The sequence below is a fragment of the Streptomyces sp. ALI-76-A genome (genome assembly GCF_030287445.1).
In the GTDB taxonomy this organism is placed as follows: Bacteria; Actinomycetota; Actinomycetes; order Streptomycetales; family Streptomycetaceae; genus Streptomyces.
In genome coordinates this window covers 4,533,144-4,559,088 of record NZ_JASVWB010000002.1, presented here as the reverse complement: position 1 = coordinate 4,559,088, position 25,945 = coordinate 4,533,144, and the positions used below count along the sequence as shown (strand labels likewise).

At 71.4% G+C, this 25,945-nt stretch carries 24 protein-coding genes and 1 tRNA gene; 9 read left to right on the top strand and 16 right to left on the bottom strand.

The features are described from left to right. Nucleotides 1-245: 245 nt before the first annotated feature. Nucleotides 246-2,009, bottom strand: coding sequence for an SDR family oxidoreductase (locus QQS16_RS21320; RefSeq protein ID WP_286063427.1), 1,764 nt, complete (start codon nucleotides 2,007-2,009; stop codon nucleotides 246-248). 365 nt (nucleotides 2,010-2,374) lie between these two features. Here QQS16_RS21320 and QQS16_RS21315 point away from each other — a divergent pair, with 365 nt between their 5' ends. The 5 genes from QQS16_RS21315 (at nucleotide 2,375) to QQS16_RS21295 (ending at nucleotide 6,238) form a co-directional block, all read left to right on the top strand. Further along, nucleotides 2,375-3,352: an ABC transporter ATP-binding protein gene (locus QQS16_RS21315; protein ID WP_502963919.1), complete on the top strand. Its 978-nt coding sequence runs from the start codon at nucleotides 2,375-2,377 to the stop codon at nucleotides 3,350-3,352. Beyond that, nucleotides 3,342-4,259, top strand: coding sequence for an ABC transporter permease (locus QQS16_RS21310; RefSeq protein WP_286063425.1), 918 nt, complete (start codon nucleotides 3,342-3,344; stop codon nucleotides 4,257-4,259). The genes QQS16_RS21315 and QQS16_RS21310 overlap by 11 nt, the downstream gene beginning before the upstream one ends. After that, nucleotides 4,256-5,167 carry an ABC transporter ATP-binding protein gene (locus QQS16_RS21305; RefSeq protein WP_286063424.1) on the top strand — a complete coding sequence of 304 codons (912 nt, stop codon included), beginning with the start codon at nucleotides 4,256-4,258 and terminating at the stop codon, nucleotides 5,165-5,167. The genes QQS16_RS21310 and QQS16_RS21305 overlap by 4 nt, the downstream gene beginning before the upstream one ends. A 13-nt stretch (nucleotides 5,168-5,180) precedes the next feature. Beyond that, nucleotides 5,181-5,900, top strand: coding sequence for an ABC transporter permease subunit (locus QQS16_RS21300; protein WP_286063423.1), 720 nt, complete (start codon nucleotides 5,181-5,183; stop codon nucleotides 5,898-5,900). Nucleotides 5,901-5,998: 98 nt separating this feature from the next. After that, nucleotides 5,999-6,238, top strand: coding sequence for an SGM_3592 family protein (locus QQS16_RS21295; RefSeq protein WP_286063422.1), 240 nt, complete (start codon nucleotides 5,999-6,001; stop codon nucleotides 6,236-6,238). A gap of 38 nt (nucleotides 6,239-6,276) precedes the next feature. Here the strand turns inward: QQS16_RS21295 and QQS16_RS21290 are convergent, their stop codons facing one another. Further along, nucleotides 6,277-6,510, bottom strand: a complete 234-nt coding sequence (locus tag QQS16_RS21290; protein WP_286063421.1) for a hypothetical protein — start codon at nucleotides 6,508-6,510, stop codon at nucleotides 6,277-6,279. 16 nt (nucleotides 6,511-6,526) lie between these two features. Here QQS16_RS21290 and QQS16_RS21285 point away from each other — a divergent pair. Then, nucleotides 6,527-6,626 (top strand) — tRNA-OTHER (locus QQS16_RS21285). 89 nt (nucleotides 6,627-6,715) lie between these two features. Here the strand turns inward: QQS16_RS21285 and QQS16_RS21280 are convergent. The 9 genes from QQS16_RS21280 to QQS16_RS21240 all read right to left on the bottom strand — a co-directional run bounded on the left by QQS16_RS21280 (nucleotide 6,716) and on the right by QQS16_RS21240 (nucleotide 16,583). Beyond that, nucleotides 6,716-7,531, bottom strand: a complete 816-nt coding sequence (locus QQS16_RS21280) for an HAD family hydrolase (protein ID WP_286063420.1) — start codon at nucleotides 7,529-7,531, stop codon at nucleotides 6,716-6,718. Further along, complete coding sequence (gene serS, locus QQS16_RS21275) at nucleotides 7,528-8,805, bottom strand: serine--tRNA ligase (RefSeq protein ID WP_286063419.1); 1,278 nt, start codon at nucleotides 8,803-8,805, stop codon at nucleotides 7,528-7,530. The genes QQS16_RS21280 and serS overlap by 4 nt, the downstream gene beginning before the upstream one ends. Nucleotides 8,806-9,345: 540 nt before the next feature. After that, nucleotides 9,346-10,278, bottom strand: a complete 933-nt coding sequence (gene pheA, locus QQS16_RS21270; RefSeq protein WP_286063418.1) for a prephenate dehydratase — start codon at nucleotides 10,276-10,278, stop codon at nucleotides 9,346-9,348. A 68-nt stretch (nucleotides 10,279-10,346) separates the two neighbouring features. Beyond that, on the bottom strand, nucleotides 10,347-11,645 hold the full coding sequence (efeB, locus tag QQS16_RS21265; protein WP_286063417.1) for an iron uptake transporter deferrochelatase/peroxidase subunit: 1,299 nt from the start codon (nucleotides 11,643-11,645) through the stop codon (nucleotides 10,347-10,349). Between the two features lie 6 nt (nucleotides 11,646-11,651). After that, the gene (locus QQS16_RS21260; protein ID WP_286063416.1) at nucleotides 11,652-13,538 is read right to left on the bottom strand and encodes a copper resistance CopC/CopD family protein; all 1,887 of its coding nucleotides are present in this window, start codon (nucleotides 13,536-13,538) and stop codon (nucleotides 11,652-11,654) included. A gap of 13 nt (nucleotides 13,539-13,551) precedes the next feature. Beyond that, the gene (locus tag QQS16_RS21255; protein WP_286063414.1) at nucleotides 13,552-14,022 is read right to left on the bottom strand and encodes a copper chaperone PCu(A)C; all 471 of its coding nucleotides are present in this window, start codon (nucleotides 14,020-14,022) and stop codon (nucleotides 13,552-13,554) included. Further along, nucleotides 14,019-14,672, bottom strand: a complete 654-nt coding sequence (locus QQS16_RS21250) for an SCO family protein (RefSeq protein WP_286063413.1) — start codon at nucleotides 14,670-14,672, stop codon at nucleotides 14,019-14,021. Before QQS16_RS21250 ends, QQS16_RS21255 begins: the two co-directional genes overlap by 4 nt. 99 nt (nucleotides 14,673-14,771) lie before the next feature. Continuing rightward, a complete protein-coding gene (locus tag QQS16_RS21245) occupies nucleotides 14,772-15,512 on the bottom strand; it encodes a YcnI family copper-binding membrane protein (protein WP_286063412.1) in 741 nt (246 codons plus the stop codon). Between the two features lie 213 nt (nucleotides 15,513-15,725). Next, nucleotides 15,726-16,583, bottom strand: a complete 858-nt coding sequence (locus QQS16_RS21240) for a hypothetical protein (RefSeq protein ID WP_286063411.1) — start codon at nucleotides 16,581-16,583, stop codon at nucleotides 15,726-15,728. 230 nt (nucleotides 16,584-16,813) lie between these two features. Between QQS16_RS21240 and QQS16_RS21235 the strand changes: the two genes are divergently transcribed. After that, nucleotides 16,814-17,260 carry an ATP-binding protein gene (locus QQS16_RS21235; protein WP_286063410.1) on the top strand — a complete coding sequence of 149 codons (447 nt, stop codon included), beginning with the start codon at nucleotides 16,814-16,816 and terminating at the stop codon, nucleotides 17,258-17,260. A 310-nt stretch (nucleotides 17,261-17,570) separates the two neighbouring features. Here QQS16_RS21235 and QQS16_RS21230 read toward each other — a convergent pair whose 3' ends face one another. Continuing rightward, the gene (locus QQS16_RS21230) at nucleotides 17,571-19,064 is read right to left on the bottom strand and encodes an aminopeptidase P family protein (protein ID WP_286063409.1); all 1,494 of its coding nucleotides are present in this window, start codon (nucleotides 19,062-19,064) and stop codon (nucleotides 17,571-17,573) included. 124 nt (nucleotides 19,065-19,188) lie between these two features. Further along, a complete protein-coding gene (locus QQS16_RS21225; protein WP_286066401.1) occupies nucleotides 19,189-20,712 on the bottom strand; it encodes a PP2C family protein-serine/threonine phosphatase in 1,524 nt (507 codons plus the stop codon). Nucleotides 20,713-21,205: 493 nt separating this feature from the next. Between QQS16_RS21225 and QQS16_RS21220 the strand changes: the two genes are divergently transcribed. Both QQS16_RS21220 and QQS16_RS21215 read left to right on the top strand, forming a co-directional pair. After that, nucleotides 21,206-21,871, top strand: a complete 666-nt coding sequence (locus QQS16_RS21220; RefSeq protein WP_286063408.1) for a bifunctional DNA primase/polymerase — start codon at nucleotides 21,206-21,208, stop codon at nucleotides 21,869-21,871. Nucleotides 21,872-21,926: 55 nt separating this feature from the next. Further along, on the top strand, nucleotides 21,927-22,517 hold the full coding sequence (locus QQS16_RS21215; protein WP_286063407.1) for a hypothetical protein: 591 nt from the start codon (nucleotides 21,927-21,929) through the stop codon (nucleotides 22,515-22,517). 243 nt (nucleotides 22,518-22,760) lie between these two features. Here QQS16_RS21215 and QQS16_RS21210 read toward each other — a convergent pair whose 3' ends face one another. The 3 genes from QQS16_RS21210 to QQS16_RS21200 all read right to left on the bottom strand — a co-directional run bounded on the left by QQS16_RS21210 (nucleotide 22,761) and on the right by QQS16_RS21200 (nucleotide 25,729). After that, nucleotides 22,761-23,726 carry a DUF5926 family protein gene (locus QQS16_RS21210; protein ID WP_286063406.1) on the bottom strand — a complete coding sequence of 322 codons (966 nt, stop codon included), beginning with the start codon at nucleotides 23,724-23,726 and terminating at the stop codon, nucleotides 22,761-22,763. 408 nt (nucleotides 23,727-24,134) lie between these two features. Continuing rightward, nucleotides 24,135-24,686, bottom strand: coding sequence for an ATP-binding protein (locus QQS16_RS21205; RefSeq protein WP_502963819.1), 552 nt, complete (start codon nucleotides 24,684-24,686; stop codon nucleotides 24,135-24,137). 215 nt (nucleotides 24,687-24,901) lie between these two features. Beyond that, nucleotides 24,902-25,729, bottom strand: a complete 828-nt coding sequence (locus QQS16_RS21200) for a glycerophosphodiester phosphodiesterase (protein WP_286063404.1) — start codon at nucleotides 25,727-25,729, stop codon at nucleotides 24,902-24,904. Between the last annotated feature and the right edge of the window lie 216 nt (nucleotides 25,730-25,945).

The window sequence follows — 25,945 nt, the reverse complement described above, 5'->3', positions numbered from 1 at the left end:
CACGAACAAGCTCGTGAAGACCGCCAGTTCACGTCCACCGTGCGCTGGGCGAGGAGTCACAGGCGCCGGACGCACCCCGCCGTCACGGCCGCGTCCGCGTCCGCGTCGCTCGCACGGTGCTCTCCGGCGCAGTGACGAACGAGGGCGAGTCGGTCAGTGGTGAACTCCAGAGCGCTAGAAGCGAGTTGCTCGATCAGCCTCTCAACTCACCTGAACAAGGAGGTCTGGTCTCACACGGAAGTGGTTCAAACCGGCGCCTTCAGCCGGGCGATCGCCCGCACTGCCCTCGGCGAGAAGCGGGACATCAGGTAGGCGCCGCGAGCTTCGGGCGTCACCGGGACCACCGCCTCATCCCGCACGACCGCCCGCAGGATTGCCCCGGCGACCTTCTCCGGCGGGTAGTTGCGCAGCCGGTACAGGCGGGCGGTCCGCTTCTGGAGCCGCTTCTCCTCCTCGCCGTCGACCCCGGCGAAGTGCGCGGTCGAGGTGATGCTGGTGTTGACGAAGCCGGGGCACACCGCCGTCACCCCGACCTCCCGGTCGGCCAACTCCGCGCGCAGGCACTGGCTCAGCATCAGCACCGCCGCCTTGGAAGCGCTGTAGGCGGGCAGCGCCTTGGAGGGTTGATACGCCGCCGCCGAGGCGACGTTGACGATGTGCCCGCCCTGCCCGCGCTCCGCCATCTGCCTCCCGAACAGCCGGCAACCGTGGATCACGCCCCACAGGTTGACGTCCAGGACCTTCTTCCAGTCCTCCGGGGTGGTGTCGAAGAAGGACCCGGACAGGCCGATGCCGGCGTTGTTCACCAGGACGTCCACCACGCCGTACTCGGCGGCGACCTTCGCGGCGAGCTTCTCCATGGCCTGCTCGTCGGAGACGTCGACCGTCTCGGCCCGGGTCTCGGGCGCGCCGCTCAGCCGGGACAGCTCGGCGGTGCGCGCCGCGGCCTCCGCGTTCCGGTCGACGGCGACCACACGCGCGCCGGCCTCGGCGAACGCGAGCGCCGTGGCCCGGCCGATGCCGCTGCCCGCGCCGGTGACCAGCACGAGCTGCCCGCCGAACCGATCGGCGTACCGCCCCTTCGCCTTCCTCGGGAGGCTCCCGCTCTCCACGGACTCCACGAACTCCGTGACCCAGGAGGCCAGTTGGTCAGGACGGGTGCGCGGGACCCAGTGCCTGGCCGAGAGCGTGCGCCGGGTCAACCGCGGGGCCCACCGCTCGAGTTCGTCGTAGAGCCGCTCCGACAGGAACGCGTCCCCGAGGGGCGTGATGAGCTGCACCGGCACGTGCGCGTACGCGTCCGTACGCGGGCGACGCAGCCGGGGACGGACGTTGTCCCGGTACAGCCACGCCCCGTGCGCCGCGTCCGTGGGCAGCGACGAGGTCGGGTAGTCACCGCCCGAGACCTTCTCCACGCGCTCCAGGACGCGCGGCCAGCGCTTGCCGAGGGGGCCGCGCCAGGCCAGTTCGGGGAGTACGGGAGTGTGCAGCAGGTACACGTACCAGGACTTGGCGCCCTGGCCCAGCAGTTGGCCGACCCGGCGCGGAGTCGGGTGCCTGATGCGCTTGTTGATCCAGTGGCCGAGGTGGTCGAGGGACGGCCCGGACAGGGAGGTGAAGGAGGCGATACGGCCCTCGGTGCGCCGGACCGTGACGAACTCCCAGGCCTGCACCGAGCCCCAGTCGTGCCCCACCAGGTGCACCGGCCGCTCCGGGCTGACCGCGTCGGCGACGGCCAGGAAGTCGTCCGTGAGCTTCTCCAGCGTGAACCCGCCGCGCAGCGGCCGCGGCGCCGTTGACCGGCCGTGGCCGCGGACGTCGTACAGGACGACGTGGAAGCGCTCGGCCAGCCGGGACGCGACCTCGGACCACACCTCCTTGCTGTCCGGGTAACCGTGCACCAGGACGACCGTCGGCGCCGAGGGGTCACCCAGCTCGGCGACGGACAGCTCGACCCCGCCGGTCCGTACCCGGCGCTCCCGCGCGCCCCGCAGCCCGTCCTGCGCCATGCCCGCCACTTCCCCTCCGCCAGTTCGACCGTCAGCCGGTTCCCCACCGGGCCCCTGTTCACGCAGGCCTCACGGTGTACGCCGGTCTCACGCCGACCGCGCTACGTGCTCGCCGGCCGCGCTTCGTGCTCGCCGACCGCGCTACGTGCTCGTCAGGTCACACCGGCGAATGTGACAGTCGTGGGAGATCACGTCAACAGGCCCACACGGCGCTGTGGACAACCGGGCGGATGTGGATGACGGCCCCGGCGTTGTTCGACCTCAGGGGGACCCCTAGGGCCCCGTACGACTCCAGTCTGATGTCAAGACAGCTCTGCGGAGTGACGACCGGCGTGCTCCTCGTCACTACGGTCTAAGACGTGACTGTGATCGCGACCGAAAAGCTGAGCAAGCGGTACCCCCGGGTGACCGCGCTTGACCGGCTCTCCGTGGACGTCGGGCCCGGTGTGACCGGACTCGTCGGAGCCAATGGAGCCGGCAAGTCCACACTGATCAAGATCCTGCTGGGTCTGTCCCCCGCCACCGAGGGCCGCGCCGAGGTGCTCGGCCTCGATGTCGCCACCAAGGGTGCCGCCATCCGTGAGCGGGTCGGCTACATGCCGGAGCACGACTGCCTGCCGCCCGACGTCTCGGCCACCGAGTTCGTCGTCCACATGGCGCGCATGTCCGGCCTGCCGCCCGCCGCCGCCCGCGAGCGCACCGCGGACACCCTGCGCCACGTGGGGCTGTACGAGGAGCGCTACCGCCCCATCGGCGGCTACTCCACCGGCATGAAGCAGCGCGTGAAGCTGGCCCAGGCGCTCGTCCACGACCCGCAGCTGGTCTTCCTGGACGAGCCGACCAACGGCCTCGACCCGGTCGGTCGCGACGAGATGCTCGGGCTGATCCGCCGCATCCACACCGACTTCGGGATCTCGGTCCTGGTCACCTCCCACCTGCTGGGCGAGCTGGAGCGCACCTGCGACCACGTGGTCGTCGTCGACGGCGGCAAGCTCCTGCGCTCCAGCTCCACCACCGACTTCACCCAGACCACGACGACCCTCGCGATCGAGGTCACCGACACCGACGAGCACCCGGACGGCACCCGCGCGGTGCGCGAGGCGCTGCACGCGCGCGGGATGGACGTCGTCGACAGCGGCGGCGGTCTGCCGGGCGCGGGCCATGTGCTGCTGCTCACCGCGCAGGGCGAGGAGACGTACGACCTGGTGCGTGACGTGGTCGCCGACCTCGGTCTCGGACTGGTGCGCATGGAGCAGCGCCGGCACCACATCTCCGAGGTCTTCAACGACAGCGACGAACAGCGTGACGCAGAGCGGAAGGAGGCGGTCGGCCATGGCGGTTGAGCAGCCCACACGGACACCGGTCACTCCCTCGGGTGACCAGACCCGCATCCACAACATCGGCTACCGCGCCTACGACGGCCCGCGCCTGGGCCGCGCCTACGCCCGCCGCTCCCTCTACTCGCAGTCCCTGCGCGGCGCCTACGGCCTCGGCCGCTCGGTCAAGTCCAAGGTGCTGCCGATGCTGCTCTTCGTGGTGATGTGCGTACCCGCCGCCATCATGGTCGCCGTCGCCGTCGCCACCAAGGCGAAGGACCTGCCCGTCGACTACACGCGGTACGCGATCATCATGCAGGCCGTCATCAGCCTGTACGTCGCCTCGCAGGCACCCCAGTCCGTCTCCCGCGACCTGCGCTTCAAGACCGTACCGCTGTACTTCTCGCGGCCCATCGAGACCGCGGACTACGTGCGCGCCAAGTACGCGGCGCTGGCCTCGGCGCTGTTCATGCTCACCGCCGCCCCGCTGCTGGTGCTCTATGTGGGTGCCCTGCTGGCGAAGCTCGACTTCGCGGACCAGACCAAGGGATTCGCACAGGGGCTGGTCTCCGTGGCACTGCTCTCCCTGCTCTTCGCCGGTCTCGGCCTGGTCATCGCCGCCGTCACCCCGCGCCGCGGCTTCGGCATCGCGGCCGTGATCGCCGTGCTGACCATCACCTACGGCGCCGTCTCCACCCTCCAGGCCATCGCCGACGCCCAGGGCAGCACCGGGTCCATCGCCTGGATCGGCCTGTTCTCGCCCATCACGCTCATCGACGGGGTGCAGTCCGCGTTCCTCGGCGCGAGTTCGGCGTTCCCCGGAGCGGTCGGCCCGACGAACGGGGAGGGCGTGGTGTACGTCCTCGTCACCCTCGGCCTGATCGCCGCCTGTTACGGCCTCCTGATGCGCCGCTACCGAAAGGTCGGACTGTGACCACGCTCAACATCGACCACGTCTCGCGCTGGTTCGGCAACGTGGTCGCCGTCAACGACATCACCATGACCATCGGCCCCGGCGTCACCGGCCTGCTGGGCCCCAACGGCGCCGGAAAGTCCACCCTCATCAACATGATGGGCGGCTTCCTCGCCCCCTCCACCGGCACCGTCACCCTCGACGGGGAGCAGGTGTGGCGCAACGAGCAGATCTACAAGAAGATCGGCATCGTCCCCGAGCGGGAGGCGATGTACGACTTCCTCACCGGACGTGAGTTCGTCGTCGCCAACGCCGAGTTGCACGGCCTGGGCCCCAAGGCCGCACAGCGGGCGCTGGCCACGGTCGAGATGGAGTACGCGCAGGACCGCAAGATCTCCACCTACTCCAAGGGCATGCGGCAGCGCGTGAAGATGGCCAGCGCGCTCGTGCACGACCCGTCGCTGCTGCTGCTGGACGAGCCCTTCAACGGCATGGACCCACGCCAGCGGATGCAGCTCATGGACCTGCTGAGGCGCATGGGCGACGAGGGCCGCACAGTGCTCTTCTCGTCGCACATCCTCGAGGAGGTCGAGCAACTCGCCTGGCACATCGAGGTCGTGGTGGCCGGCCGGCACGCGGCCAGCGGTGACTTCCGCAAGATCCGCCGCCTGATGACCGACCGCCCCCACCGCTACCTGGTGCGCTCCAGCGACGACCGCGCCCTCGCGGCCGCGCTGATCGCCGACCCGTCGACGTCCGGCATCGAGGTCGACCTCGCGGAGGGCGTACTGCGCATCCAGGCCGTCGACTTCGGCCGGTTCACGGTCCTGCTGCCGAGGGTCGCCAGGGACCACGGCATCCGGCTGCTCACGGTCTCGCCGTCGGACGAGTCCCTCGAGTCCGTCTTCTCGTATCTCGTCGCGGCGTAGGAGGCCACACACCATGTACGACCCCACAGTCGCCCGGCTCACCTACCGGGCCCTGCTCGGCCGGCGCCGGGCCCTCATCCTCGGCGCGCTGCCGCTGCTGCTGATCGCCATCTCGCTCGTGGTGCGCGCCCTCGCCGGCGCCGACGACCAGACGGCGTCCGACCTGCTGGGCGGATTCGCCCTCGCCACCATGGTGCCGATCATCGGCGTCATCGCGGGCACGGGCGCGATCGGCCCGGAGATCGACGACGGTTCCGTGGTCTATCTGCTGTCCAAGCCCATCAAGCGGCCGACGATCATCTTCACCAAGCTGATCGTCGCGATCGCCGTGACGATGGTGTTCTCGGCGGTGCCGACACTGATCGCGGGCTTCATCCTGAACGGCAACGGCCAGCAGATCGCCGTCGCCTACACGGTGGCGGCCCTGGTCGCCTCCATCGCCTACGCGGCACTCTTCCTGCTGCTCGGCACGGTGTCCCGGCACGCGGTGGTGTTCGGGCTCGTCTACGCACTGGTGTGGGAGGCCCTGTTCGGCTCCCTGGTGGCCGGGGCACGCACGCTCAGCGTCCAGCAGTGGTCGCTGGCCGTGGCCCACAAGGTGGCCGGCGGCGACCTGGTGACCTCGGACGTCGGACTGGTGACGGCCACCGTCCTGCTGGTCTCCGTCACCGTCCTCGCCACCTGGTACGCGGGACAGAAGCTGCGGACGCTGACGCTCGCGGGCGAGGAGTAGACGCCCCGCTTATTGACAGGGGCTTCACCCCGGCCCGGGCACACTGGGCGAAGGGGACGGGCGGGGCGGGCAAGGGCGCACGGTGGGGAGGACCGGGGATGGCGGGCGAGACGCCGGAGCATGACGATCGCGCACGGGCCGGGGACGAGGTCTGGGACGATCTCGTCCTGGACGAGGAGTTCATACGCTCCGCCGACACGGCCGAGCCGTCCGCGCGGGCCCGGATGCTCGCCGAGCGCTGGCGCGAGGAGAAGCCCGAGCCACAGCCGTGGCGGTCCGACGAGCCGCCGGCGGGATGGTTCTTCAGCAAGCGCCGGCGCAGGTGGCGGCGGCGCTGAGGGCCGGCCGGCGGCGGTGAGCAGTGCGGGGCCCCCGGTTAATCGGTGGCGCCGCACACGGCGTGCGGGCACAGTGGAGGTGTCCAGGACGCCGGGTCGAGCCGGCGCCACGCACTGGGGAGGAGGTCGACGATGTCCATGCACGGCAGTCCGTCGAGCTCCCCGCAGGGCAGCCCGCGGCGCACTCCGGAGTAGTTCGCTCCTCCGTCGAGTCCGCCCCACCGGGAGCTGCCCGGGGCGGCCGCTTCGAGCACGTGGCGCACCGCGCTCACGTGAGGCCGCCCACCCGGAGGATTGGCCGAGTGGCAAGGCACCGGCTTGCGCTGTGCGTCAGAAGCAAGTCGTGGTCGGGGGCGACCCCGCGCACGTTCGATCCGTGCATCCTCCGCAAGACCGGCGTGTTCCCGTCCCGCGGGACCCCGGCGTGTTCCCGGCCCGCAGACCCCGGTGTTCCGGGCCTCGCGGGAACACCACGGCTCAGCCCAGCAACCGCTCCAGCACCACCGCGATCCCGTCCTCCTCGTTGGAGGACGTCACCTCGTCGGCCACCGCCGTCAGCTCCTGGTGGGCGTTGGCCATGGCCACGCCGTGGGAGGCCCAGGCGAACATCGGGATGTCGTTGGGCATGTCGCCGAAGGCGATGGTGTCGGCGGCCTTCATCCCGAGCCGGCGGGCCGCCAGCGACAGGCCCGTGGCCTTCGACAACCCCAGCGGAAGCAGCTCGACGATCCCCTCCCCGGCCATCGCCACGGTGACGAAGCCGCCCGCCGCCCGGCGGGACGCCTCGGCCAACTCGTCGTCCGTCAGTGTCGGATGCTGGATGTAGATCTTGTTCAGCGGAGCGGTCCAGAGGTCGGACGCGTCCGTGAAGGGCGTCGAGGGGAGCTTGCCGGTGACCGCGTAACCGGGGCCGACCAGCACCTCGCCGTCCAGGCCGTCCCGGCTCGCCGCGAGGTACAGCGGGCCGACCTCCGCCTCGATCTTGGCCAGCGCCACCGCGGCCAGCTGTCGGTCCAGGGTCACCGACGTCAGCAGGCGGTGTTCGCCGGCGTGGTACACCTGCGCGCCCTGGCCGCAGACCGCGAGGCCGTCGTACCCGAGGTCGTCGAGGATGTGCCGGGTCCACGGGGCCGCGCGGCCGGTGACGACGATGTGGGCGGCGCCCGCCGCGGTGGCCGCGGCGAGCGCCTCACGGGTGCGCCGCGAGACCGACTCGTCGGAGCGCAGGAGCGTTCCGTCCAGGTCGGTCGCGACCAGGCGGTAGGGAAACCCCCCAGCGGCGGACGTACTCACTTGGCGACCGGTTCCAGGACCTCACGGCCGCCCAGGTACGGACGCAGCGCCTCGGGCACACGCACGGAGCCGTCGGCCTGCTGGTGGTTCTCCAGGATCGCCACGATCGTGCGCGGCACGGCGCACAGCGTGCCGTTCAGCGTCGCCAGCGGCTTGACCTGCTTGCCGTCCCGGAAGCGGATCGACAGGCGGCGGGACTGGTACTCGGTGCAGTCCGAGGTCGAGGTCAGCTCGCGGTACTTGCCCTGGGTCGGGATCCACGCCTCGCAGTCGAACTTGCGGGCGGCCGAGGAGCCGAGGTCTCCGGAGGCGACGTCGATGACCCGGAACGGCAGCTCCAGCGACGTCAGCCACTGCTTCTCCCACTCCAGCAGGCGCTGGTGCTCGGCCTGCGAGTCCGCCGGGTCGACGTAGGAGAACATCTCGACCTTGTCGAACTGGTGGACGCGGAAGATGCCCCGGGTGTCCTTGCCGTGCGAGCCGGCCTCGCGGCGGAAGCAGGGCGAGAAGCCCGCGTACCGCAGCGGCAGCCGGTCGGCGTCGATGATCTCGTCCATGTGGTACGCCGCGAGCGCGACCTCGGACGTGCCGACCAGGTAGAGGTCGTCCTTGTCGAGGTGGTAGACGTCCTGGGCCGCCTGGCCGAGGAAGCCGGTCCCGGCCATCGACTGCGGGCGGACCAGCGCGGGCGTCAGCATCGGCGTGAAGCCGGCCGCCGTGGCCTGCGCGATCGCCGCGTTGACCAGGGCGAGTTCCAGCAGGGCGCCCACACCGGTCAGGAAGTAGAAGCGGGAACCGGAGACCTTCGCGCCGCGCTCGACGTCGATCGCGCCGAGGGTCGTGCCGAGTTCCAGGTGGTCCTTGGGCTCGAAGCCCTCGGCGCCGAAGTCGCGGATCGTGCCGTGCGTCTCCAGCGTGACGAAGTCCTCCTCGCCGCCCACGGGCACCTCGGGGTGCACGAGGTTGCTGAGCCGCAGGGCAAGTTCCTGGGTCTCGGTGTCGGCCGCGTCGCGCTCGGCGTCGGCGGCCTTCACGTCGGCGGCCAGCTGGCTCGCCTTCTTCAGCAGCTCGGCCTTCTCGTCTCCGGAGGCCTTGGGAATGAGCTTGCCGAGTGCCTTCTGCTCGGCACGCAGCTCGTCGAAGCGGACGCCGGACGACCTGCGCCGTTCGTCGGCGGACAGGAGGGAGTCGACGAGCGCGACGTCCTCTCCACGGGCGCGCTGGGACGCGCGCACACGGTCGGGGTCCTCACGGAGCAGGCGAAGGTCAATCACGCGCTCAAGGCTACCGGTGCGGGGTGACGGCCCACGACTCGCTATTCCCGGGAGCGGCGAATCGTCGCTTACGCTCCGTTATGAGGGAATTGCTCCATGTGTCACTAAAAGGTGCACAGATCCCTGGTATGGGGTAGGTGGCGGGCGGCCCGTCGGTTCGATTCCCTTGCCTCGGGCGGGACTTGGGGCCGGGCTCGTCCACAGGAATCCACAGCTCGGAAAAGTTATCCACAGGGTGTGCGAAAGATCTGTGGATGTTGGAAGTGATCATTCCGAACGGGGCGTTCCGGGCGGGCAATTCCTGCGTCGGGCCAGCTTGCCACCCACTTTCGGGTGGAAATGGGTCGCTCCAAAGGATTGATCCAAGGAGACAGGTGGACGAGGGGTGACCTGCACCTCTGTGGACGAACTGAGGGCCTGTAGGGCGATTTGTCGACTGGATGGCGTTTCGTTGTCGACTTGTCCCCAGGTCGAGAAGCCCACCTGTGGATAACTCCTGTGGATAACTAACATATGCAGGTAGGAGCAGTCCGAAACGGGTTAGAAACGTCCGTCCTGGCAGCGCGCCACCCAGTCCGACGCCGCGACGAACTCCTGGTCGGAGGTCCCCTTCAGCAGCGGGCGCACGCCCTCCACCCCCACGTCGGCCCGCGGGTACGAGCCGAGGAAGCGCACCTGGAGGCAGATCCGCTTGAGCCCCATCAGCGCCTCGGCGACCCGGCGGTCGGAGATGTGGCCCTCGGCGTCGATGCAGAAGCAGTAGTTGCCGATGCCCTCGCCGGTGGGCCGGGACTGCAACAGCATCAGGTTGATGCCACGGGTCGCGAACTCGCCCAGCAGGTCGCGCAGACCACCGGGGTGGTCGTCACGCTGCCACAGCACGACGGACGTCTTGTCGGCGCCGGACGGCGCGGCGGGCCGGGCGGGCCGGCCGACGAGCACGAACCGCGTCTGGGCGTTCTCCGCGTCGTGGATCCCGGTCTCCAGCGCGGTGAGGCCGTACCGGGCGGCCGCGAACTCGCCCGCGAAGGCGGCGTCGTACTGACCTGCCTGGACGAGGCGGGCGGCGTCCGCGTTCGAGGCGGCGGACTCCCAGTGGGCGTCCGGGAGGTGCTTCCTCAGCCAGTTGCGCACCTGGGGCTGGGCGGCCGGATGCGCGGAGACGGTCTTGATGTCGGACAGCTGGGTGCCCGGCCGGACGAGCAGCGCGAAGGTGATCGACAGCAGCACCTCGCGGTAGATCATCAGCGGTTCGCCCGCGACCAGCTCGTCGAGGGTCGTCGTGATGCCGCCCTCGACGGAGTTCTCGATCGGCACGAACGCGGCCTCGGTCTCGCCGCCGCGGACCGCGTCCAGCGCCGACTGCACCGACACATACGGAATCAGCTCCCGCGTCGCCGTCTCCGGAAGCGTACGCAGGGCGACTTCGGTGAACGTGCCCTCAGGACCGAGATATCCGTAGCTCGCTGGCATGACCTCACCCTAATAGGCCTTGCCGAACCCGGCGTAACCTTCCTGCCCCGTCCCTCCCAGGGGTGAACTCACCCCTCCAGCAGCCGCTGCCCCACGTACTCCCCCTCCGCCGCCCCGCCCGGCACCGCGAACAGGCCGCTCGCCTCATGGCGGATGAACTGCGACAGGGCGTCGCCCCGGTCGAGCTTGCGCTGCACCGGGACGAAGCCGCGCAGCGGATCCGCCTGCCAGCAGACGAACAGCAGGCCCGCGTCCGGCACACCGTCCGCGTCGAAGCCGTCGTGGTACGAGAACGGGCGCCGCAGCATCGCCGCACCCCCGTTCTGGTCGGGGCGCGTGATGCGGGCGTGCGCGTTGATCGGGACGACCAGGTTGCCCTGGGCGTCGGTCTTCTCCAGGTCCATCTCGGTCGTCTCGGTGCCCCCGGACAGGGCCGCCCCGTCGGACTTGCGGCGCCCGATGACGCTCTCCTGGGCCGCGACCGGGAGCTGCTCCCAGTCGTCGAGGAGCATGCGGATACGGCGTACGACGGCGTAGGAGCCGTTCGCCATCCACGCGGGCGTGCCGGACTCGGGTACGAAGACGCGCCGGCCGAAGTCGGGCTCGCTCGGTTTCGGGTTGCGGGTGCCGTCCATCTGGCCCATCAGGTTCCGGGCCGTCATGGGATGGGAGGTGGCACCCGGCGAGCGGTTGAAGCCGTTCATCTGCCAGCGCAGCCGCGCCGCGCTGCCCGCGTCCTTCTGGATCGCGCGTAGGGCGTGGAAGGCGACCAGCGCGTCGTTGGCACCGATCTGTACCCACAGGTCGCCGTCGCTGCGCTTCCTGTCGAGGTGGTCCGAGGAGAAGTCGGGCAGCGGGTCCAGGGCGACCGGGCGCTGCTTCTCCAGACCCGTCCTGCCGAAGAAGCCGTGGCCGAAGCCGAAGGTGATCGTCAGCGCGGACGGGCCGGCGTCCCGGGCCACGTCCGTGTCCTCGTGGGGCGCAGCCTCGCCCGCCATCAGCCGCGTGGCCGTCCGCGACCAGCGGCGCAGCAGCGCGGCGGCCTCCTTGCGGCCCGCTCCCGGCGCCAGGTCGAAGGCGACGAGGTGGCCGCGGGCCTGGAGGCCCTGGGTGATCCCGGACTGATGTTTCCCGTGAAACATCACCTGGGCGGTGCCCAGCGAGGTGAGCGGGGCGGCCTGGGACGGCTGGGCCGTGTAGCCCACGGCTCCGCCGGCCGCACCGAGGACGAGCCCGGTGGTGCCCGCGGTCCCGAGCAGCTTCCGCCGTGTGAGACCGGCCGCCGTGGGGGCCGGTTCGACGGCCGGTTCGACGGGCCCCGTCTGCGGCGCGGGAGTCCGGGCCTCCGGAATGGACTGGTCAGGCATGGTGGTTCAGCCGATCTGCGCGTTCTTGGAGACGGTCGTCTGGTCGATGTCGGAGGTCCGCACGGTCACCGCGACCGTCCAGTCGCCCGCCATGGGGATCTGCACCCCGTTCGCCGACCAGTGACCGGTGGTGATGTGGTCGGGGACGACGGGCAGCGGCCCGATGTCCTTGGACTCCAGGGTGAAGGCGATCTTCACCTCGGGGATGTCGAAGGCGCGTCCGTTGGGCCGCTGGACGTAGACGTGCATCTCGTTGCCGCCCACGCGCGCGGGGTCGAAGTCGACCGTCACGACCCCCTTGCCGTCCTCGCCGCCCGTGTCGAACGTCATGTCCAGGGTCAGCGCGCCGGACGCCGAGCTCGAGGAGGACGACGACGAGGCGGCCGCCTTGGCCTCCTCCTCCGTGCGCCCGGGCTCGGTCTGCGTCAGCACGGTGGTGACGGCGAGCAGTACGACGGCCACCCCGGCCTCGGCGAGCACCGAGCGGCGCAGCCCGAACCGGTTCGGGTCGGCGTCCCGGGCCTGCTTCCGCTTCGCCGCGTCCACCGCGGCCCGCTGCCGGGCGAGCTGGGCGGCCCGCTCGGAACCACCGGACCCCTTGGCGTCCGCCGTGGCGGCGGTGGCCGGGACGCGCTGCTTCTGCGGCTTCGCCCGCTGGACCACCGTGTCGGCCAGCCGTGCCGTCCACCGCCGGGACAGGAACGCGACGCCGACCAGCAGCACCACGAGCCCGATCTTGACCAGCAGCAACTGTCCGTACCGGGTGTCGGTGAACGCCGACCAGGAGCCGAGTTGGCGCCAGGACTGGTAGGTCCCGGTCAGCACCAGCGCCACCACACTGCCGAAGGCGACGGCCGAGAACCGGCGGACGGCGGCCGCGTCGACGGGCGTGTCCGAGGGCGCCCGGTACAGGGCGACGAGCAGGGTGGTGAGCCCGCCGAGCCAGGCCGCCACGGCCAGCAGGTGGACGACGTCGACAGGCATCGCGATACCCGCCTGGAGGCCCACGGAGGCGTGCTCGGACATCGCCCAGCTCGCGGCGAGCCCGGCGGCCACGACCGTCCCGCCGGTCGCGAGCCCGAAGGTCAGGTCCCGCTTCTCCTCGGCCTCCCGCTTCTCGTACGCCCCGAAGAGCACCGCGATGAACAGGGCCGCCGCGGCGAGCAGCAGCAGCCGGGACACCAGCGCCGCGCCCGTCTTGGTCTGGAGCACCTGGCCGAGCAGATCCAGGTCGAAGACGTCGCCGGCCTTCCCGGAGCCGGTGTAGGAGCCGCGCAGGAGCAGCAGCAGGAGCGTGGCGAAGGTGAGCGCGAGCCAGCCGGAGACCACGAGCCGCTGCACGGCCCGCACCCCGCAACCGCGCTGCCAGCAGGCGAGCACGAAGGCGGCGCCACCGGTCAGCACGACGAAGCCGGCGTACGACAGGTAGCGGCCGAACCCGTACAGCCAGCCGACGACCCCGCCGCCCGCGGTCTCCCCGGACACCGAGACGGAGGTGGCGGAGGGGGAGCCGATGGAGAAGGTGAAGGCACCGGAGACGGGGTGGCTGTCCGCGGAGACCACCTGGTAGCTGACGGTGTACGTGCCGTCGGGCAGGCCGCTGTGCAGCCGTACCGCGTAGGTCGTGCCGCTCACGTTGGACGGCTTGCCGCTCTGTACCGGCTTGCCCTTGGGGTCGAGCACGCGCAGCGAGTCGGCGGACGCCGAGACCTGCTCGGAGAAGGTCAGCGAGACCTGGGCGGGCGCCTTGTCGACCACCACCCCCTGCTGGGGGTCGCTGCCGGTCAGCGCGGCGTGCGCGGAGGCCGGCGCGGCCGTGGCGAGAAGCAGCCCGGTCGCGGCCAGGAGCAGCAGCACCAGCGTCCGGACGCGGGGCGCGATGGTCGGCGTCAAGGGGGTCCCTCCGTCAGTGTCCGGTCGTCGGGGTGTACGTCGCCGGCTTCACCGGCATCGTGACGGCGACCGGGTCGGACTCGGCGAAGTGCAGTTCGACCGAGATGGTCTGGCCCTGCTTCGGCATGCGCTTCAGGTTCTCGAACATCAGATGGCTGCCGCCGCTCCTGAGCACGAGCCGGCCGTGTGCGGGCACGGGGAGCCGGGTGGCCTCCTCCATCGCGCCGCCGACCGTCTCGTGCACGGTGACCTCGCCGGCCTCGTCACTGGTGACCGAGGTCAGCTCGTCCTTCGTACCGCTGTCGTTGACGATCGTCAGGAAACCGGCCGCCATGTCGGCGGAGACCGGTTGCGGGACGTAGGCGCCGGAGACGGACAGGCCGCCCTCGCCGCCGGAGCCGGAGTCCGAGCCGCACCCGGCCAGGACCAGGAGCAGGGCCAGGGCCCCGGCCGACCCGAGGGCCGGCCCGGAGGGACGCCTCACGGCTTCTCACCCTTGACGATCCTGGGGAGGTCCTTGGTGTAGTCGTCGACCGTGGCGTCCTCGCCGTACAGCAGATAGCCCGCGTCGGTCTTCGGGGAGAAGGCGACGACCTGGGTGCCGTGCACCGAGACGAGCTTGCCGTTCTTGTCCTTGCTCGTCGGGTCGATGGAGATGCCGAGGGTGCGGGCGCCGGCCTGGATGGTGGGGAAGTCGCCGGTCAGGCCGACGAACTCGGCGTCGATGCCCTTGAGCCACTTGCCGAGCTCGGCGGAGGTGTCCCGCTCCGGGTCGGTCGTCACGAACACCACACGCAGCTCGTCCTGTTCCGACTTGGGCAGCTGCTTCTTGGCGACGGCGATGTTGTTCATGGTCAGCGGGCAGACGTCGGGGCAGTGGGTGTAGCCGAAGTAGACCAGGGTCGGCTTGCCCGCGGTCTGCGCGCGGAGGTCGTACTTCTTGCCCCGGGTGTCGGTGAGCACCAGGTCCGGCTTCTCGAACGGCTGGTCGAGAACGGTGACGGCCTTGTCCGACCCCGCCTCCTCGGACACCACCGATACGGGGGAGCCGCTGTCGTCACCGCTGCCGCAGGCGGAGAGGGTCAGGGTGGCGGCGGCGATCAGCGCGGCCGCGGCGAACGTCTTCTTGCGCATAGAGAAATGTCCCAGATGTGATGGCCCGACGCGCACCGGGGTCGTGGGCGTGGTCCGACGAGCGTCGGACGACCTCGGTGTGCGAGCGGATGAGTGATCTCAGGCGTTGGTGCGCCGGCGGCCGGCGAGTACGCCGTAGGCGACGCCCAGTGCGCCGACGACGATGCCGACCACGGCGAGGACGCGGGCGGTGGTGTCACTGGTGTCGGCCGGGGCCGCGGTCTCGGCGGAGGCGTTCTCGGTGTCCGCCGCCGTCTCGTCGGAGGAGGCGTCATCGGTCGCCGAGGCGCCGTGGTGGTCGTCCTCGGCGGCGGACAGCGTGAGCACGGGAGCCGGCGTCTCGGGCTCCTCCTCGCCTTCCTTCTGCTCCTCGATCCAGCGCACGACCTCCTTGTTGGAGTACGTCTGGATCGCCTTGAAGACCATCTGGTCGGCGTTCTCGGGCAGCGCGCCGACGGAGACGGGGAACTTCTCGAAGAAGCCGGGTGCGATGCCCTTGCCGTCGGCGGTCCAGGTGACCTTGGTGACGGCCTCGGTGAGCTGCTTGCCGTGTGCCTCGACGGGCTTGGCGAGCTTGGACTTGGTGACCTTGATGTCCCAGCCGGGCACCGGCTCCGGCATGACCGACGCCAGCGGCTGGTCGGCCGGGAAGGTGACCTCCAGCTTGGTGGTGGAGGCGTTGTCGCGCTCGTTGGGGACCTTGAAGTCGATGACGGCGTAACCGCCCTTGGCGGCCGTCCCCTCGGGCTGCACGCCGACATGCGCGAACGCGGGTGAGGACAGTACGACGACGGCCGAGGCGGCGAGGGCGCCGGCGGTGGCGAGACGAGAAGCCTTCATGCAGAGCACTCCACTTCAGTGGGTTCCGGTGATGCCGGTGATTCCGGTGGTGAGGAGGGGTACGCGTGCGCGGCGGAAGCGATCAGCGGGAACGGCCGGTGAGCCGCGCCGGTGATCGCCGGTCCAGGCCGACGGCCGGGAGCATGGGCACGCGCGCGTGCCGCACGACGGCGGCCCTTCCCCACGGAGGTGGAGCGGGCGGGTCGCGTCGTGTCAGGCGGCGAGGACGACCGCGGCGGCGGGCGGACCGCGCCTGATCACCGTGTGCTGGAGTGCGCTGGTCCGGGGTTCCGGCGGGGCGCACAGCGCGGTGCGCGGCGGAAGCGGACCGTCCTGCGGCAGGCCCGGCAGCCCGGCGCGAAGGGCGCGCACCAGCGCGAGCGCCCCGCGCAGGGACCGTACGAGAGCGCCCTCGGCGACCGAGTGCGCCGACACGGTGGACAGGTCGACGAGCCGCAGCAGTGCCAAGTCCCCGCGGCGCAGCAGCCAGCCGGCGGCGAGGGCCGCGAGGACGTGGCCCAGCAGCATCGGCAGGGACGGCAGCAGCGACAGGGAGGATCCGGCGTCGGAGGACATGGCGTCCGCCGGATGGTGGGCGGCGCCCGTACCGGTGCCGGGGGCCGTGCCCGGGCGGATCCGGGCGTCGACGAGGATCCGGTGGGCCTGGGCGGGGCTGAGCGCCGCGGCCGTGGTGCCGCACACGAGGCGCGCGGCCTGCTCGACCAGCGAGGCGTCGGACACCGGTGCCATCGACCCCGGGGCCCGCGTCGTCGCGGCCGTACCGGCGACCGTCCCGTGCTGCCCCAGTCCGAAGAGCACGTGCAGTGCGGTCTGGCCCACCGCGAGCAGCGCGGCGATCCCGGGCAGCGAGCGCTCGCGTCCGGCGAGCGGCGCCACGACCAGGACGGCCCCCAGGAATCCCGCGCCCAGTGTCCACAGCGGGACCGCGGCGCAGGAGGCGAGGGCGTGACCCGCCGCGGCCAGCACGACGCAGACCGCGGCGAACACCGCGGCCCGCAGAACCCGGAGATCTCCTCCGGAGCGCGCCGTGCGCGGGTGGGGGGCACTCATGGCGGCCTCATCATCGCACTGGCCTTATGGACGCCATACAGCAGGTCCGCAAGATGACGTACGGGCAGTACGACCGGAAGGTCACCTGTGCCACGAGCTGCCCCACATACACCGATCGCCACCGCCGGCACATCCCCCGTATGGGCGGCATCACGTCAACTGTGTGCTTATACCGCGGCACTCGCGGCAATACGTAACGGTATGTCGAGCCGCAGCCAGGAGGCTGGAGCATGAGCATCTGGTGGTCACTGCATCTGCGGCGCGAAGCCGCGAGCGTGCCGCTCGCCCGGCGCCTCCTGCTCGGCACCATGGAGACCGCCGGTGTCGATCCCGACGTCTCGTACGACCTCTCCGTCGCCCTCAGCGAGGCCTGCGCGAACGCCGTCGAACACGGCGGCGACACCACGTACGGCGACTCTTCGGGGGCGTACCGGGTCACCGCCTACCTCGACGGCGAGAAGTGCCGCATCGAGGTCGCCGACTCGGGCCCCGGTTTCGCCCGCGCCCAGGCCGTCGAGCCCGCCCCGAGCGGAGCAGAGAACGGCCGGGGCCTGTGTCTCATCGAGGAACTCGCCGACCATGTCCACATCGGCAACAAGCCCGGCCGGCGCGGCGCGGTGGTCAGCTTCGACAAGATCCTGAAGTGGAAGAAGGACGCGCCGCTGATGGCGGTGTAGCTCCCTCAGCGGCGCCCGAGGCCTCCTCGGAGTGCGCACTGCACGCCGTCGACACCGACCTGCACGCGCGCGTGCAGCCCTCGGCGAGCGCGGGACTGCTCGCAGGGGCACCGTTCCTGGACGCGCCCGGAGCGCGGAGGGGCTCACCGGACGGGCAGCCCGAGGAGCGGCTGGGAGCCAGGGGCAGCGTGGGAACCGGCCCGTGGCCAAGGGGCTCGGCGCGAAGCCGAGCCCCCCGTGGACATCGTCGCGACACCCGGACGCCTGGTCCGGCCCATCGAGGCGCGGGCGCTTCACGTCCAGGCCGGGTCTAGGCTCCCTTGAGCGCCGCCATCCAGTCCTCGACCTCGTCGGAGCGTCGCGGCAGCCCGGCCGACAGGTTCCGGTTCCCCTCGGCCGTCACGAGGATGTCGTCCTCGATCCGCACGCCGATGCCCCGGTACTCCTCCGGCACCGTCAGGTCGTCTGCCTGGAAGTACAGGCCGGGCTCGACGGTGAGCACCATTCCCGGCTCCAGCACGCCCTCCACGTACGACTCGGTCCGCGCGGCCGCGCAGTCGTGCACGTCCATGCCGAGCATGTGCCCGGTCCCGTGCAGCGTCCACCGCCGCTGGAGCCCCAGCTCCAGAACCCGCTCCACCGGCCCCTCGACCAGCCCCCACTCGACGAGCCGCTCGGTCAGCACCCGCTGGGCCGCGTCATGGAAGTCCCGGTACTTCGCGCCCGGCTGCACGGCCGCGATACCGGCCTCCTGGGCGTCGAACACGGCGTCGTAGATCTTCTTCTGGATCGCGCTGAACCGGCCGTCGATCGGGAGGGTGCGCGTGACGTCGGCGGTGTAGTACGTGTGTGTCTCCACGCCCGCGTCGAGCAGCAGCAGCTCACCGGAGCGCACGGGTCCGTCGTTGCGCACCCAGTGCAGCGTGCAGGCGTGCGGGCCGGCGGCGGCGATGGTGCCGTAGCCGATGTCGTTGCCCTCCACGCGCGCGCGGAGGTAGAACGTGCCCTCGATGTACCGCTCGGAGGTGGCCTCGGCCCTGTCGAGGACCTTCACCACGTCCTCGAAGCCGCGCACGGTCGAGTCGACCGCCTTCTGCAGCTCACCGATCTCGAACTCGTCCTTGACCAGCCGCGCCTCGGACAGGAAGACCCGCAGTTCCTCGTCGCGCTCGGCGGTGACCTTGTCGGTCAGCGCGGCCTCGACGCCGGCGTCGTACCCGCGCACGACCCGCACCGGGCCGGTGGCCTCGCGCAGCGCGTCCGCCAGTTCGCGCACGTCGGAGGCGGGCAGGCCGTACAGCTTCTCGGCCTCGGTGAGGGAGTGGCGGCGGCCGACCCACAGCTCGCCCTGGCCGGAGAGCCAGAACTCGCCGTTCTCGCGGTCGGAGCGCGGCAGGAGGTAGATCGTCGCCCGGTGGCCGTCGGCCGTGGGCTCCAGGACCAGGACGCCGTCCTCGGTCTGGTTGCCGGTGAGGTAGGCGTACTCGACCGACGCCCGGAAGGGGTACTCGGTGTCGTTCGAGCGGGTCTTCAGGTGGCCCGCCGGGATGACCAGACGCTCGCCGGGGAACCGCGCGGAGAGCGCGGCCCGGCGGGCGGCGGTCTCGGCGGCCTGCGCGATCGGCTCCAGGTCACGCAGCTCCGTGTCGGCCCAGCCGGACTTCATGTTCTCGGCCAGTTCGTCGGACACGCCCGGGTACAGACCGTTCTTCCGCTGCTTGATCGGCTCTTCAGGCTCTTCCGGGCCCGCTGCGGTGACAGCGGGACCTGACGCTGCCGGGGTGAGCTCGTCGGCCACGGTCATCCTCCTCGATACGGCACTGGACCCCGTCCATCGTACGGTCGTACCGGAAGGGCTCAGGGCCGAAGGACCTGATCGCAGGCGATCGCAAGCGGTCACCCGAAGTGAAGGACCTGAGCGCAAGCGGTCACTCGAAGTGAGCCGCGAGCAGGACGACGTCCTCGTCGGAGTCGGCCTGGTCCCGCCCACCGGGCAGTACGGTGCGCAGCACGTGGTCGGCGACGGCGTCCGGGTCGTGCCGCAGCGCCCGGGGCACGCCGGCCGCCGCCGCGTGCAGCCGGGCGAAGGCGCGGTCGGTCGGGTCGCCGGTGCGGTGCAGCAGCCCGTCGGTGTACAGCAGAACCGTCTCTCCGGGCTCCGCCTGGAGCTCCACGCTCGGCGCCTCCCAGCACGCGAGCATGCCGAGCGGCGCCGACACGGAGGTCTCCACGAACTCGGTGCGCCGCGCGCCGACCAGCAGCGGCGGGCAGTGGCCGGCGCCGGCGAGCGTGATCCGGCGCAGCGCGGGCTCGCAGTAGGCGAACAAGGCGGTGGCGCACCGGGCGGGCTCGGTGAGCCGCAGCAGCAGTTCCAGGTCGGACAGGACGGCGACCGGATCCTCGCCCTCCATCACGGCGTACGCCCGCAGGCTGGCCCGCAGCCGGCCCATCGCGGCGATCGCGCTCGCCCCCGAGCCGGTCACCGAGCCCACCGCGAGCCCGAGGGCCGCGTCCGGCAGCGGCAGCGCGTCGTACCAGTCACCGCCGCCGCGCGGGCCGGTGCGGTGGCGGGCGGCGAGCCGCACTCCGGCCACGCGGGGGAGCCGGGACGGCAGCAGCTCCTCGGCGATCGTCGCCATGCGCGCGCGCGTGCGCTCGACCTCGACCACCCGGGCCAGGTGCTCACCGGCGTAGCGGGCGTACAGGCCGACGAGGTGGCGCCGGCGCTCGGTCGGCTCGGCGGGTTCGTCGTAGAGCCACACCGCGGCACCGAGCCGGCCGGTGCCCCCCGGGGAGCCGTCCGTCGACAGGGGCAGCGCGTAGCTGGCGGCGTAGCCGAGGCGGGCGGCCACCTCGCGGTGGCGCGGGTCGAGCCCGTCCCCGGCGAACAGGTCGGGTTCGGCGATCTCGGCGTCTCCGCCCGGCAGTCCGTCCAGGATGCGCCCGTACGACAGGGAGCTGCGCGGGACCGTCTCGATGTGCCCGAGGTCGGCGCGGGCGAGGCCCAGGCCGATGGTCGTGTCGGGGCCGAGTCCGTCGCCGGGCTCCAGCACGACCAGTCCGCGGCGGGCGCCCACGAGGGCGGCGCCGGCCCGAAGGATCTCCTGGAGGGCGTCGGGGAGCGCGTCCGTGCGGACCAGACGTTCGGTGAGTTCGTGCAGGGTCGTGAGGTCCGAGACCCAGCCGGCGAGACGGTCCTGGAGCAGGGCGCCCGGCGCGTTGGGCGAGAGCACGGCAGAGGCACCCGAGGCGGCTGGCGCGGGCGCGACAGTGTGTGCGGGTGAGGGAACCGTTGAATCGATTCCAGCCACTTTCGGAGCGTGAGGGGCGTTCATGATGTCCGGCTTTCCGACCGGTGCGTATTGCTCGATAGCATCGCAAACCCCCATGTCATTCTGCGCCGCCGGCAGTGTCTCCACATGTACACGCACTCGTGAGGGGATGTCCAGCATTGTCCTGCCGGGATCGCTGGTGTCCACGGTTCACGGATGCACCACTTGCCAAAAGGCGAAGTTGGCTTAAAACTGCCTCAGGTAAGGGCTTATTGCGGTCGACTGGCCTTGTTCCACAGAGCGTCACACCGGTCGTGTTGGGTACGTACTCGGAGAAGGCCAGGGGTGGTTGGGAATCACCCGGAACCTGGCGACGGACCCGGGCGTCTTAGCCACCGACGACCGAGCCCCATCCTCCCGTGGCGGAGGCGAAGAGAAATACGCGGAACGGCAAACGCCAGACTTCGCCACCCCTACGCCACGGCAGTGTTTTTGATAGACCGCAGTGTGGGCGCGACTGCCGTGGATGCAGTCGACGTTCGGCCCATAGGGGTTCCCCTTGTCCGCGACAGGGGTGTGATGCGCCAAAAGGTACGCACAGTGAAGTGATCGACACATGGTGTGATGTGGTCCACGGTGTTGCCAGCGGTGCAACGGAAAGGAACGAGCGCTCATGCGCGAGATCCTCGGAAAGCGACGCAGGCTCCTGTCCCAGCGCAGTGACGGGAGGCGTGAGTTGATCAGCGCGGCCCTGACCTTCGCGACCGAATGGCAGTGGCCCGTACTCCCGGGTGTGGCGGCGGACCCAGAGGGTCGCGACCGCTGTGGTTGCCCGGACCCCGAGTGCACGGTGCCCGGTGCTCACCCCTTCGACCCCGGCCTCCTCGCGGCCACCACCGACGCGCGCATGGTGCGCTGGTGGTGGGCCAACCGGCCCGCCGCGCCGATCGTCCTGGCCACCGGCGGCAAGGCGCCCTGCGCGGTCAGCCTGCCGGCCCTCCCGGCCGCTCGCGCCCTCGGCGCGCTCGACCGCGGCGGCATGCGCCTCGGCCCGGTCGTCGCCTCGCCCACCCGCTGGGCGATCCTCGTCCAGCCCTACTCCCTGGAGCAGCTGGGCGAGCTGCTCTACGCCAAGGACCACGTCCCCGGCTCCCTGCGCTTCCACGGGGAGGGCGGTTACCTCGCCCTCCCGCCGTCCGAGACCGCCCAGGGCGAGATCCGCTGGGAGCGCGCACCACTGCCCGGCTCGGCCTCCCCGTGGGTGCCCGACGTCGAGGCCGTGGTGGACGCGGTGGTCGAGGCCCTCACTCGTACGGGTGTGAGCGCACCCGAGTTGTGAGGGTGTCGCGCGCGGGCGGCAGGGGACGCCCGCGCGCGCTCGTTATCTTCCGCTCATGCTGCGTCACTGCGGGGGACGACCCTCGGATCCCCGACGAGTCCGTCTGCTTGCGCTCATCGGCGCCGTGGCATGCGCGGTCGTGCTGCCGCTGGCCATGGCGTCCGCGGGCCAGGTGGGCGACGAGGGCCGTCCGCCCGTACGTGATGCCGTACGCCCTTCCGCGGGCGCCGACGCCGCAGCACCCTCCGCCGCGCCCGCCGGTTCCCCGCTGCCGCGCGCTCCGCACCCGGGACCGGGTCCGGCCACCGCGGCGCGCTGCGGCCCCGAGCTCACCTCGCCCGGCGGCGTCGAGGCGCAGACCTGTGTCCTGACCCGGGGCGGGGAGAGCTGGGCACGCACCTACTACCGCAACGCGACCGGCGCCACGCTGGACGCCGTCCTCAGCCTCATGGGGCCCGGTGGCCGGAGCGTGCTGATGCGCTGCGCGGTGCCCGCCGAGGACGACCCGGGGATCTGCGAGACGCCGCGGGAACGCACTCGGGCGGAGCTGGACGGCTACACGGCGGTCGCGGAGTTCGCGGAGCGGGCCGGGGACGGGCTGCTGCTGCGGTCGGGGAGCAACTCCGGTGCGCTTGCCGGGAGTTGACGCCCGGTTCCGTTCCGTAAAGAAGTCCGCGCAGGAAAAGACCCGGTTGCTGGCGACGGGGGATGCACCAGCAACCGGGCTACTCGAACGGTAACAAGAGATCGGCAGTTCGCAAATTCGATCTCACTTCGTCCTCGGCTATTCGGACACCGACTGGCTTGTCCTGAACGGGAGTTGTGGGAGAAGCCCGCGCGTCGTGGAGCTGCCGGGCGGCTGAACGACCGTTCAGCCGCCCGGAGTTCGTCAACTGAGCGTGACCTGCCGGTTGGTGAGACCGCCGCGTGCGCGACGCTCGTCGGCGGTCAGCGGCGCGTCCGTGGCCAGGGCGCCGGAGAGGCGCTCGGCGAACTCGGCGGCCGGCTTCTCGATGTCCTCCGCCGTGACGGCGCTCGGCAGGTCCCAGACCGGCACGGTGAGCCCGTGAGCGCGGAAGGAACCCACGAGGCGGGTGCCTTCACCGAGGCTGGAGCGGCCGGCCGCGTGCAGCCGCGCGAGAGCGTCCAGAAGCCGCTCCTCCGGGTGCGGCATGACCCAGCGCAGGTGGTTCTTCTCCGGGGTCTCGCACCAGTACGCCGCGTCCACACCGGTCAGTCGCACGGTCGGGATGGCGGCGGCGTTGGCCCGTTCCAGGGAGGCGGCCACCTCCGGCGTGGCGTTGTCCGGATCCGGGACCCAGAACTCGAAGCCCGAGTGCACAACTGGCTCGAAGGCGCCTTCGGGGTCGAGCAGATCCTGCAACCGCGGACCGTCGGCCGGGGCGCGGCGGCCCTCCACCGGTGTGCCCGGGTCCGCGGTCAGGGCGCGCTGGAGGGTGTCGGCCAGGTCGCGGCTGATGTCGCCCGAGGCCGTGTCGTTCTGCAGGCCGAGCAGTACCGAGCCGTCGTCGCGGCGCAGCGCGGGCCAGGCCATCGGCAGGACGGTGGCCAGCGTCACCGACGGGACGCCCTCGGGGAGGCCGCCCGTCAGCGGCAGCTCGACCGTCGCGGCCGGCACCAGCTCGCGCAGCGCCACCCAGTCGCACTCGGCCGGCAGTCCTTCGAAGGGACGCTGCACCAGCTCGGTCACGGCCTGTGCGGCGGCCCGGCCGTGGCAGGCCTTGTACCGGCGGCCACTGCCGCAGGGGCAGGGCTCGCGGGCGCCGACAACAGGGATCTCCCCGTCGCCGGGCTGCGGCCGCTTGGCCTTCGTCTGGGGGCGCTTCTTGGCCATGGTGGGTGTCTCCCGGTGACGGCTCGTCTCGTACTGGCGCGAGCCTAGCCGTTCAAGACTTGACCGACGCGAGCCTGTGGACAACGGGGGGTCGGCGGGCCCGCCTGTGGACAACCGCGCCGGGGTGTCCGGTGACGGGGTCGGGGCGGGCTCCACGGGCCACTGGGGCGGCGGCTTTGGCCGGCGACGCCGCCTGGGTGGGGCGCGGGGAGGGCCCAGGTGCTGGGGGCGGGATCCGGAGTGTCCGGGCCGCGGGGGTGGTCGGGTTCGGGAGTGCCCAGTCCTGGGGTGGCCGGGTTCCAGGGGGGCCGGAGCCCGGAGTGGCCGGGTCCCGGAGTGGCCGGATCCCGGGAGTGCCCAGGTCCCCGCGGTGCCCGACGTGCGTCGGAGGGCCGGGCCGGGCCCGCCTCAGTCCCTGTCGTCGAACGCGTCCGCGAAGTCGAGTCCGGGCATGGCCGGCACCGCCGGTGCCATGACGCGCGTGGCGAAGTCGTGACGCCGGTGGCCCGCGTCCGGATCGTGTACGTCGGCATGGACCAGGACCCACACCGTGACCTCGCCCCGGGCGTCGTCGCGTACGCCCCAGTCGTCGGCCAGCGCGGTGATGATGTTCAGCCCGCGCCCGCCGTGCGCGGTGACCGAGGGCGTGGCGGGAGCCGGGCGGGTGGGCCCGCCGCCGTCCGTCACCTCGACCGTGAGCCGGCCGCCCGTGTCCACCCGCCAGGCGGCGCGGACGTCGCCGTCCCCGGCCAGGGCGTCGCCCAGTGGCCTGCCGTGCTTGCACGCATTGCTCAAAAGTTCGGAAAGAATCAGTACGGCGTCATCGATGACCGACTCCGACACCCCGCCCCTGCGCAACTGAGCCCGCATGCGGTGCCTCGCCTTGCCCACGCCCGCAGGGCCATGGGGTACGGCCATGCTCGACGACGTGGGCACCTCCTGTGCCACCACCAACGCCACCCCCGAGACCTCCTTTGCCCCACGCCACGGTGTGGATGCCCCATTGGCCTGTACCGGAAACCGGCCGATCCAGGTCCGGCGACGCACTCGTAACGATCGAATACGGACCGAACGCGCCGGAGCACTCCCTGTCATGGTGTGGCTGGATTTCGATGGTGTGGCCGAAGCTGGAGGATGCCCTCAGGCGTGCGGTCCGGTCAAGGTCTGTGCATGGATCAGCGGCCGAGCCGGTCCAGCACCGCGCGCGGGCGGTTGGTGATGATCGCGTCGACGCCCAGGCCCAGACAGAGGTCGATGTCCTCCGGCTCGTTCACGGTCCACACGTGCACCTGGTGGCCGACCCGCTTCAGGCGCTCGATGTAGGCGGGATGGCTGCGCACGATCCGGATCGAGGGGCCCGCGATCCGGACACCCGCGGGCAGGCGTCCGTCGCGCAGCCGGGGCGAGACGAACTGCATCAGATAGACCGTCGGCAGCGTCGGCGAGGCGGCACGCACCCGGTGCAGCGAGCGCGCCGAGAAGCTCATGACGCGGACCGGCGACTCGTCGCCGGACTCGGGGGCGTCGAGCCCGAAACGCTTCAGCAGGTGCATCAGCCGTTCCTCGACCTGCCCCGCCCACCGGGTGGGGTGCTTGGTCTCGATGGCCAGCTCCACCCGCCGGCCGGCGTCCGCGACCAGCTCCAGCAGTCGCTCCAGGGTCAGTACGGAGGTGTCCTCCCGGTCCTCGGGGCGGAACTCCCAGTCCGGCTCCTCGTCGCGCGTGCGCCAGAACTCCCGCGTCCTGCGGGAGCCGAAGTCCAGAGCGGCGAGGTCGGCGAGCTCCAGTGCGGAGACGGCTCCGCGACCGTTCGACGTACGGTTGACGCGTCGGTCGTGGACGCAGACCAGATGGCCGTCCGCGGTCAGGCGCACGTCGCATTCGAGGGCGTCGGCACCGTCCTCGATCGCCTTCCGGTACGCGGCCAGGGTGTGCTCCGGGGCCTCTTCGGAGGCTCCGCGGTGGGCGACGACCTGAGTGCGGTGCTGTCGTGCGTGGGTCACCGCGTCATGGTGCCACCGCGCGCGGGTACCCGTGCGAACGGAGGTCTCGAATTGCGTCCTGTTTGCCTGGGATGACCTATATAAAGAGTGGCCGCGGACCCACAGGCAGCGCTTATGGTGCTCTGACGGCTCATGGGAAAAGCTGACGGCATACAAAAAGACATGCACAGCTGCATCGCGCCGGACCGTCGGGCAACGTGAATGCGCGCGGCCGAG

Excerpts from the sequence above, each read along its gene's own strand:
- QQS16_RS21320 (WP_286063427.1), bottom strand. The coding sequence starts at position 2,009 with ATGGCGCAGGACGGGCTGCGGGGCGCGCGGGAGCGCCGGGTACGGACC.
- QQS16_RS21310 (WP_286063425.1), top strand. The coding sequence starts at position 3,342 with ATGGCGGTTGAGCAGCCCACACGGACACCGGTCACTCCCTCGGGTGAC.
- QQS16_RS21300 (WP_286063423.1), top strand. The coding sequence starts at position 5,181 with ATGTACGACCCCACAGTCGCCCGGCTCACCTACCGGGCCCTGCTCGGC.
- QQS16_RS21295 (WP_286063422.1), top strand. The coding sequence starts at position 5,999 with ATGGCGGGCGAGACGCCGGAGCATGACGATCGCGCACGGGCCGGGGAC.
- pheA (WP_286063418.1), bottom strand. The coding sequence starts at position 10,278 with ATGCCAGCGAGCTACGGATATCTCGGTCCTGAGGGCACGTTCACCGAA.
- efeB (WP_286063417.1), bottom strand. The coding sequence starts at position 11,645 with ATGCCTGACCAGTCCATTCCGGAGGCCCGGACTCCCGCGCCGCAGACG.
- QQS16_RS21250 (WP_286063413.1), bottom strand. The coding sequence starts at position 14,672 with ATGCGCAAGAAGACGTTCGCCGCGGCCGCGCTGATCGCCGCCGCCACC.
- QQS16_RS21245 (WP_286063412.1), bottom strand. The coding sequence starts at position 15,512 with ATGAAGGCTTCTCGTCTCGCCACCGCCGGCGCCCTCGCCGCCTCGGCC.
- QQS16_RS21240 (WP_286063411.1), bottom strand. The coding sequence starts at position 16,583 with ATGAGTGCCCCCCACCCGCGCACGGCGCGCTCCGGAGGAGATCTCCGG.
- QQS16_RS21235 (WP_286063410.1), top strand. The coding sequence starts at position 16,814 with ATGAGCATCTGGTGGTCACTGCATCTGCGGCGCGAAGCCGCGAGCGTG.
- QQS16_RS21230 (WP_286063409.1), bottom strand. The coding sequence starts at position 19,064 with ATGACCGTGGCCGACGAGCTCACCCCGGCAGCGTCAGGTCCCGCTGTC.
- QQS16_RS21225 (WP_286066401.1), bottom strand. The coding sequence starts at position 20,712 with ATGCTGGACATCCCCTCACGAGTGCGTGTACATGTGGAGACACTGCCG.
- QQS16_RS21220 (WP_286063408.1), top strand. The coding sequence starts at position 21,206 with ATGCGCGAGATCCTCGGAAAGCGACGCAGGCTCCTGTCCCAGCGCAGT.
- QQS16_RS21215 (WP_286063407.1), top strand. The coding sequence starts at position 21,927 with ATGCTGCGTCACTGCGGGGGACGACCCTCGGATCCCCGACGAGTCCGT.
- QQS16_RS21210 (WP_286063406.1), bottom strand. The coding sequence starts at position 23,726 with ATGGCCAAGAAGCGCCCCCAGACGAAGGCCAAGCGGCCGCAGCCCGGC.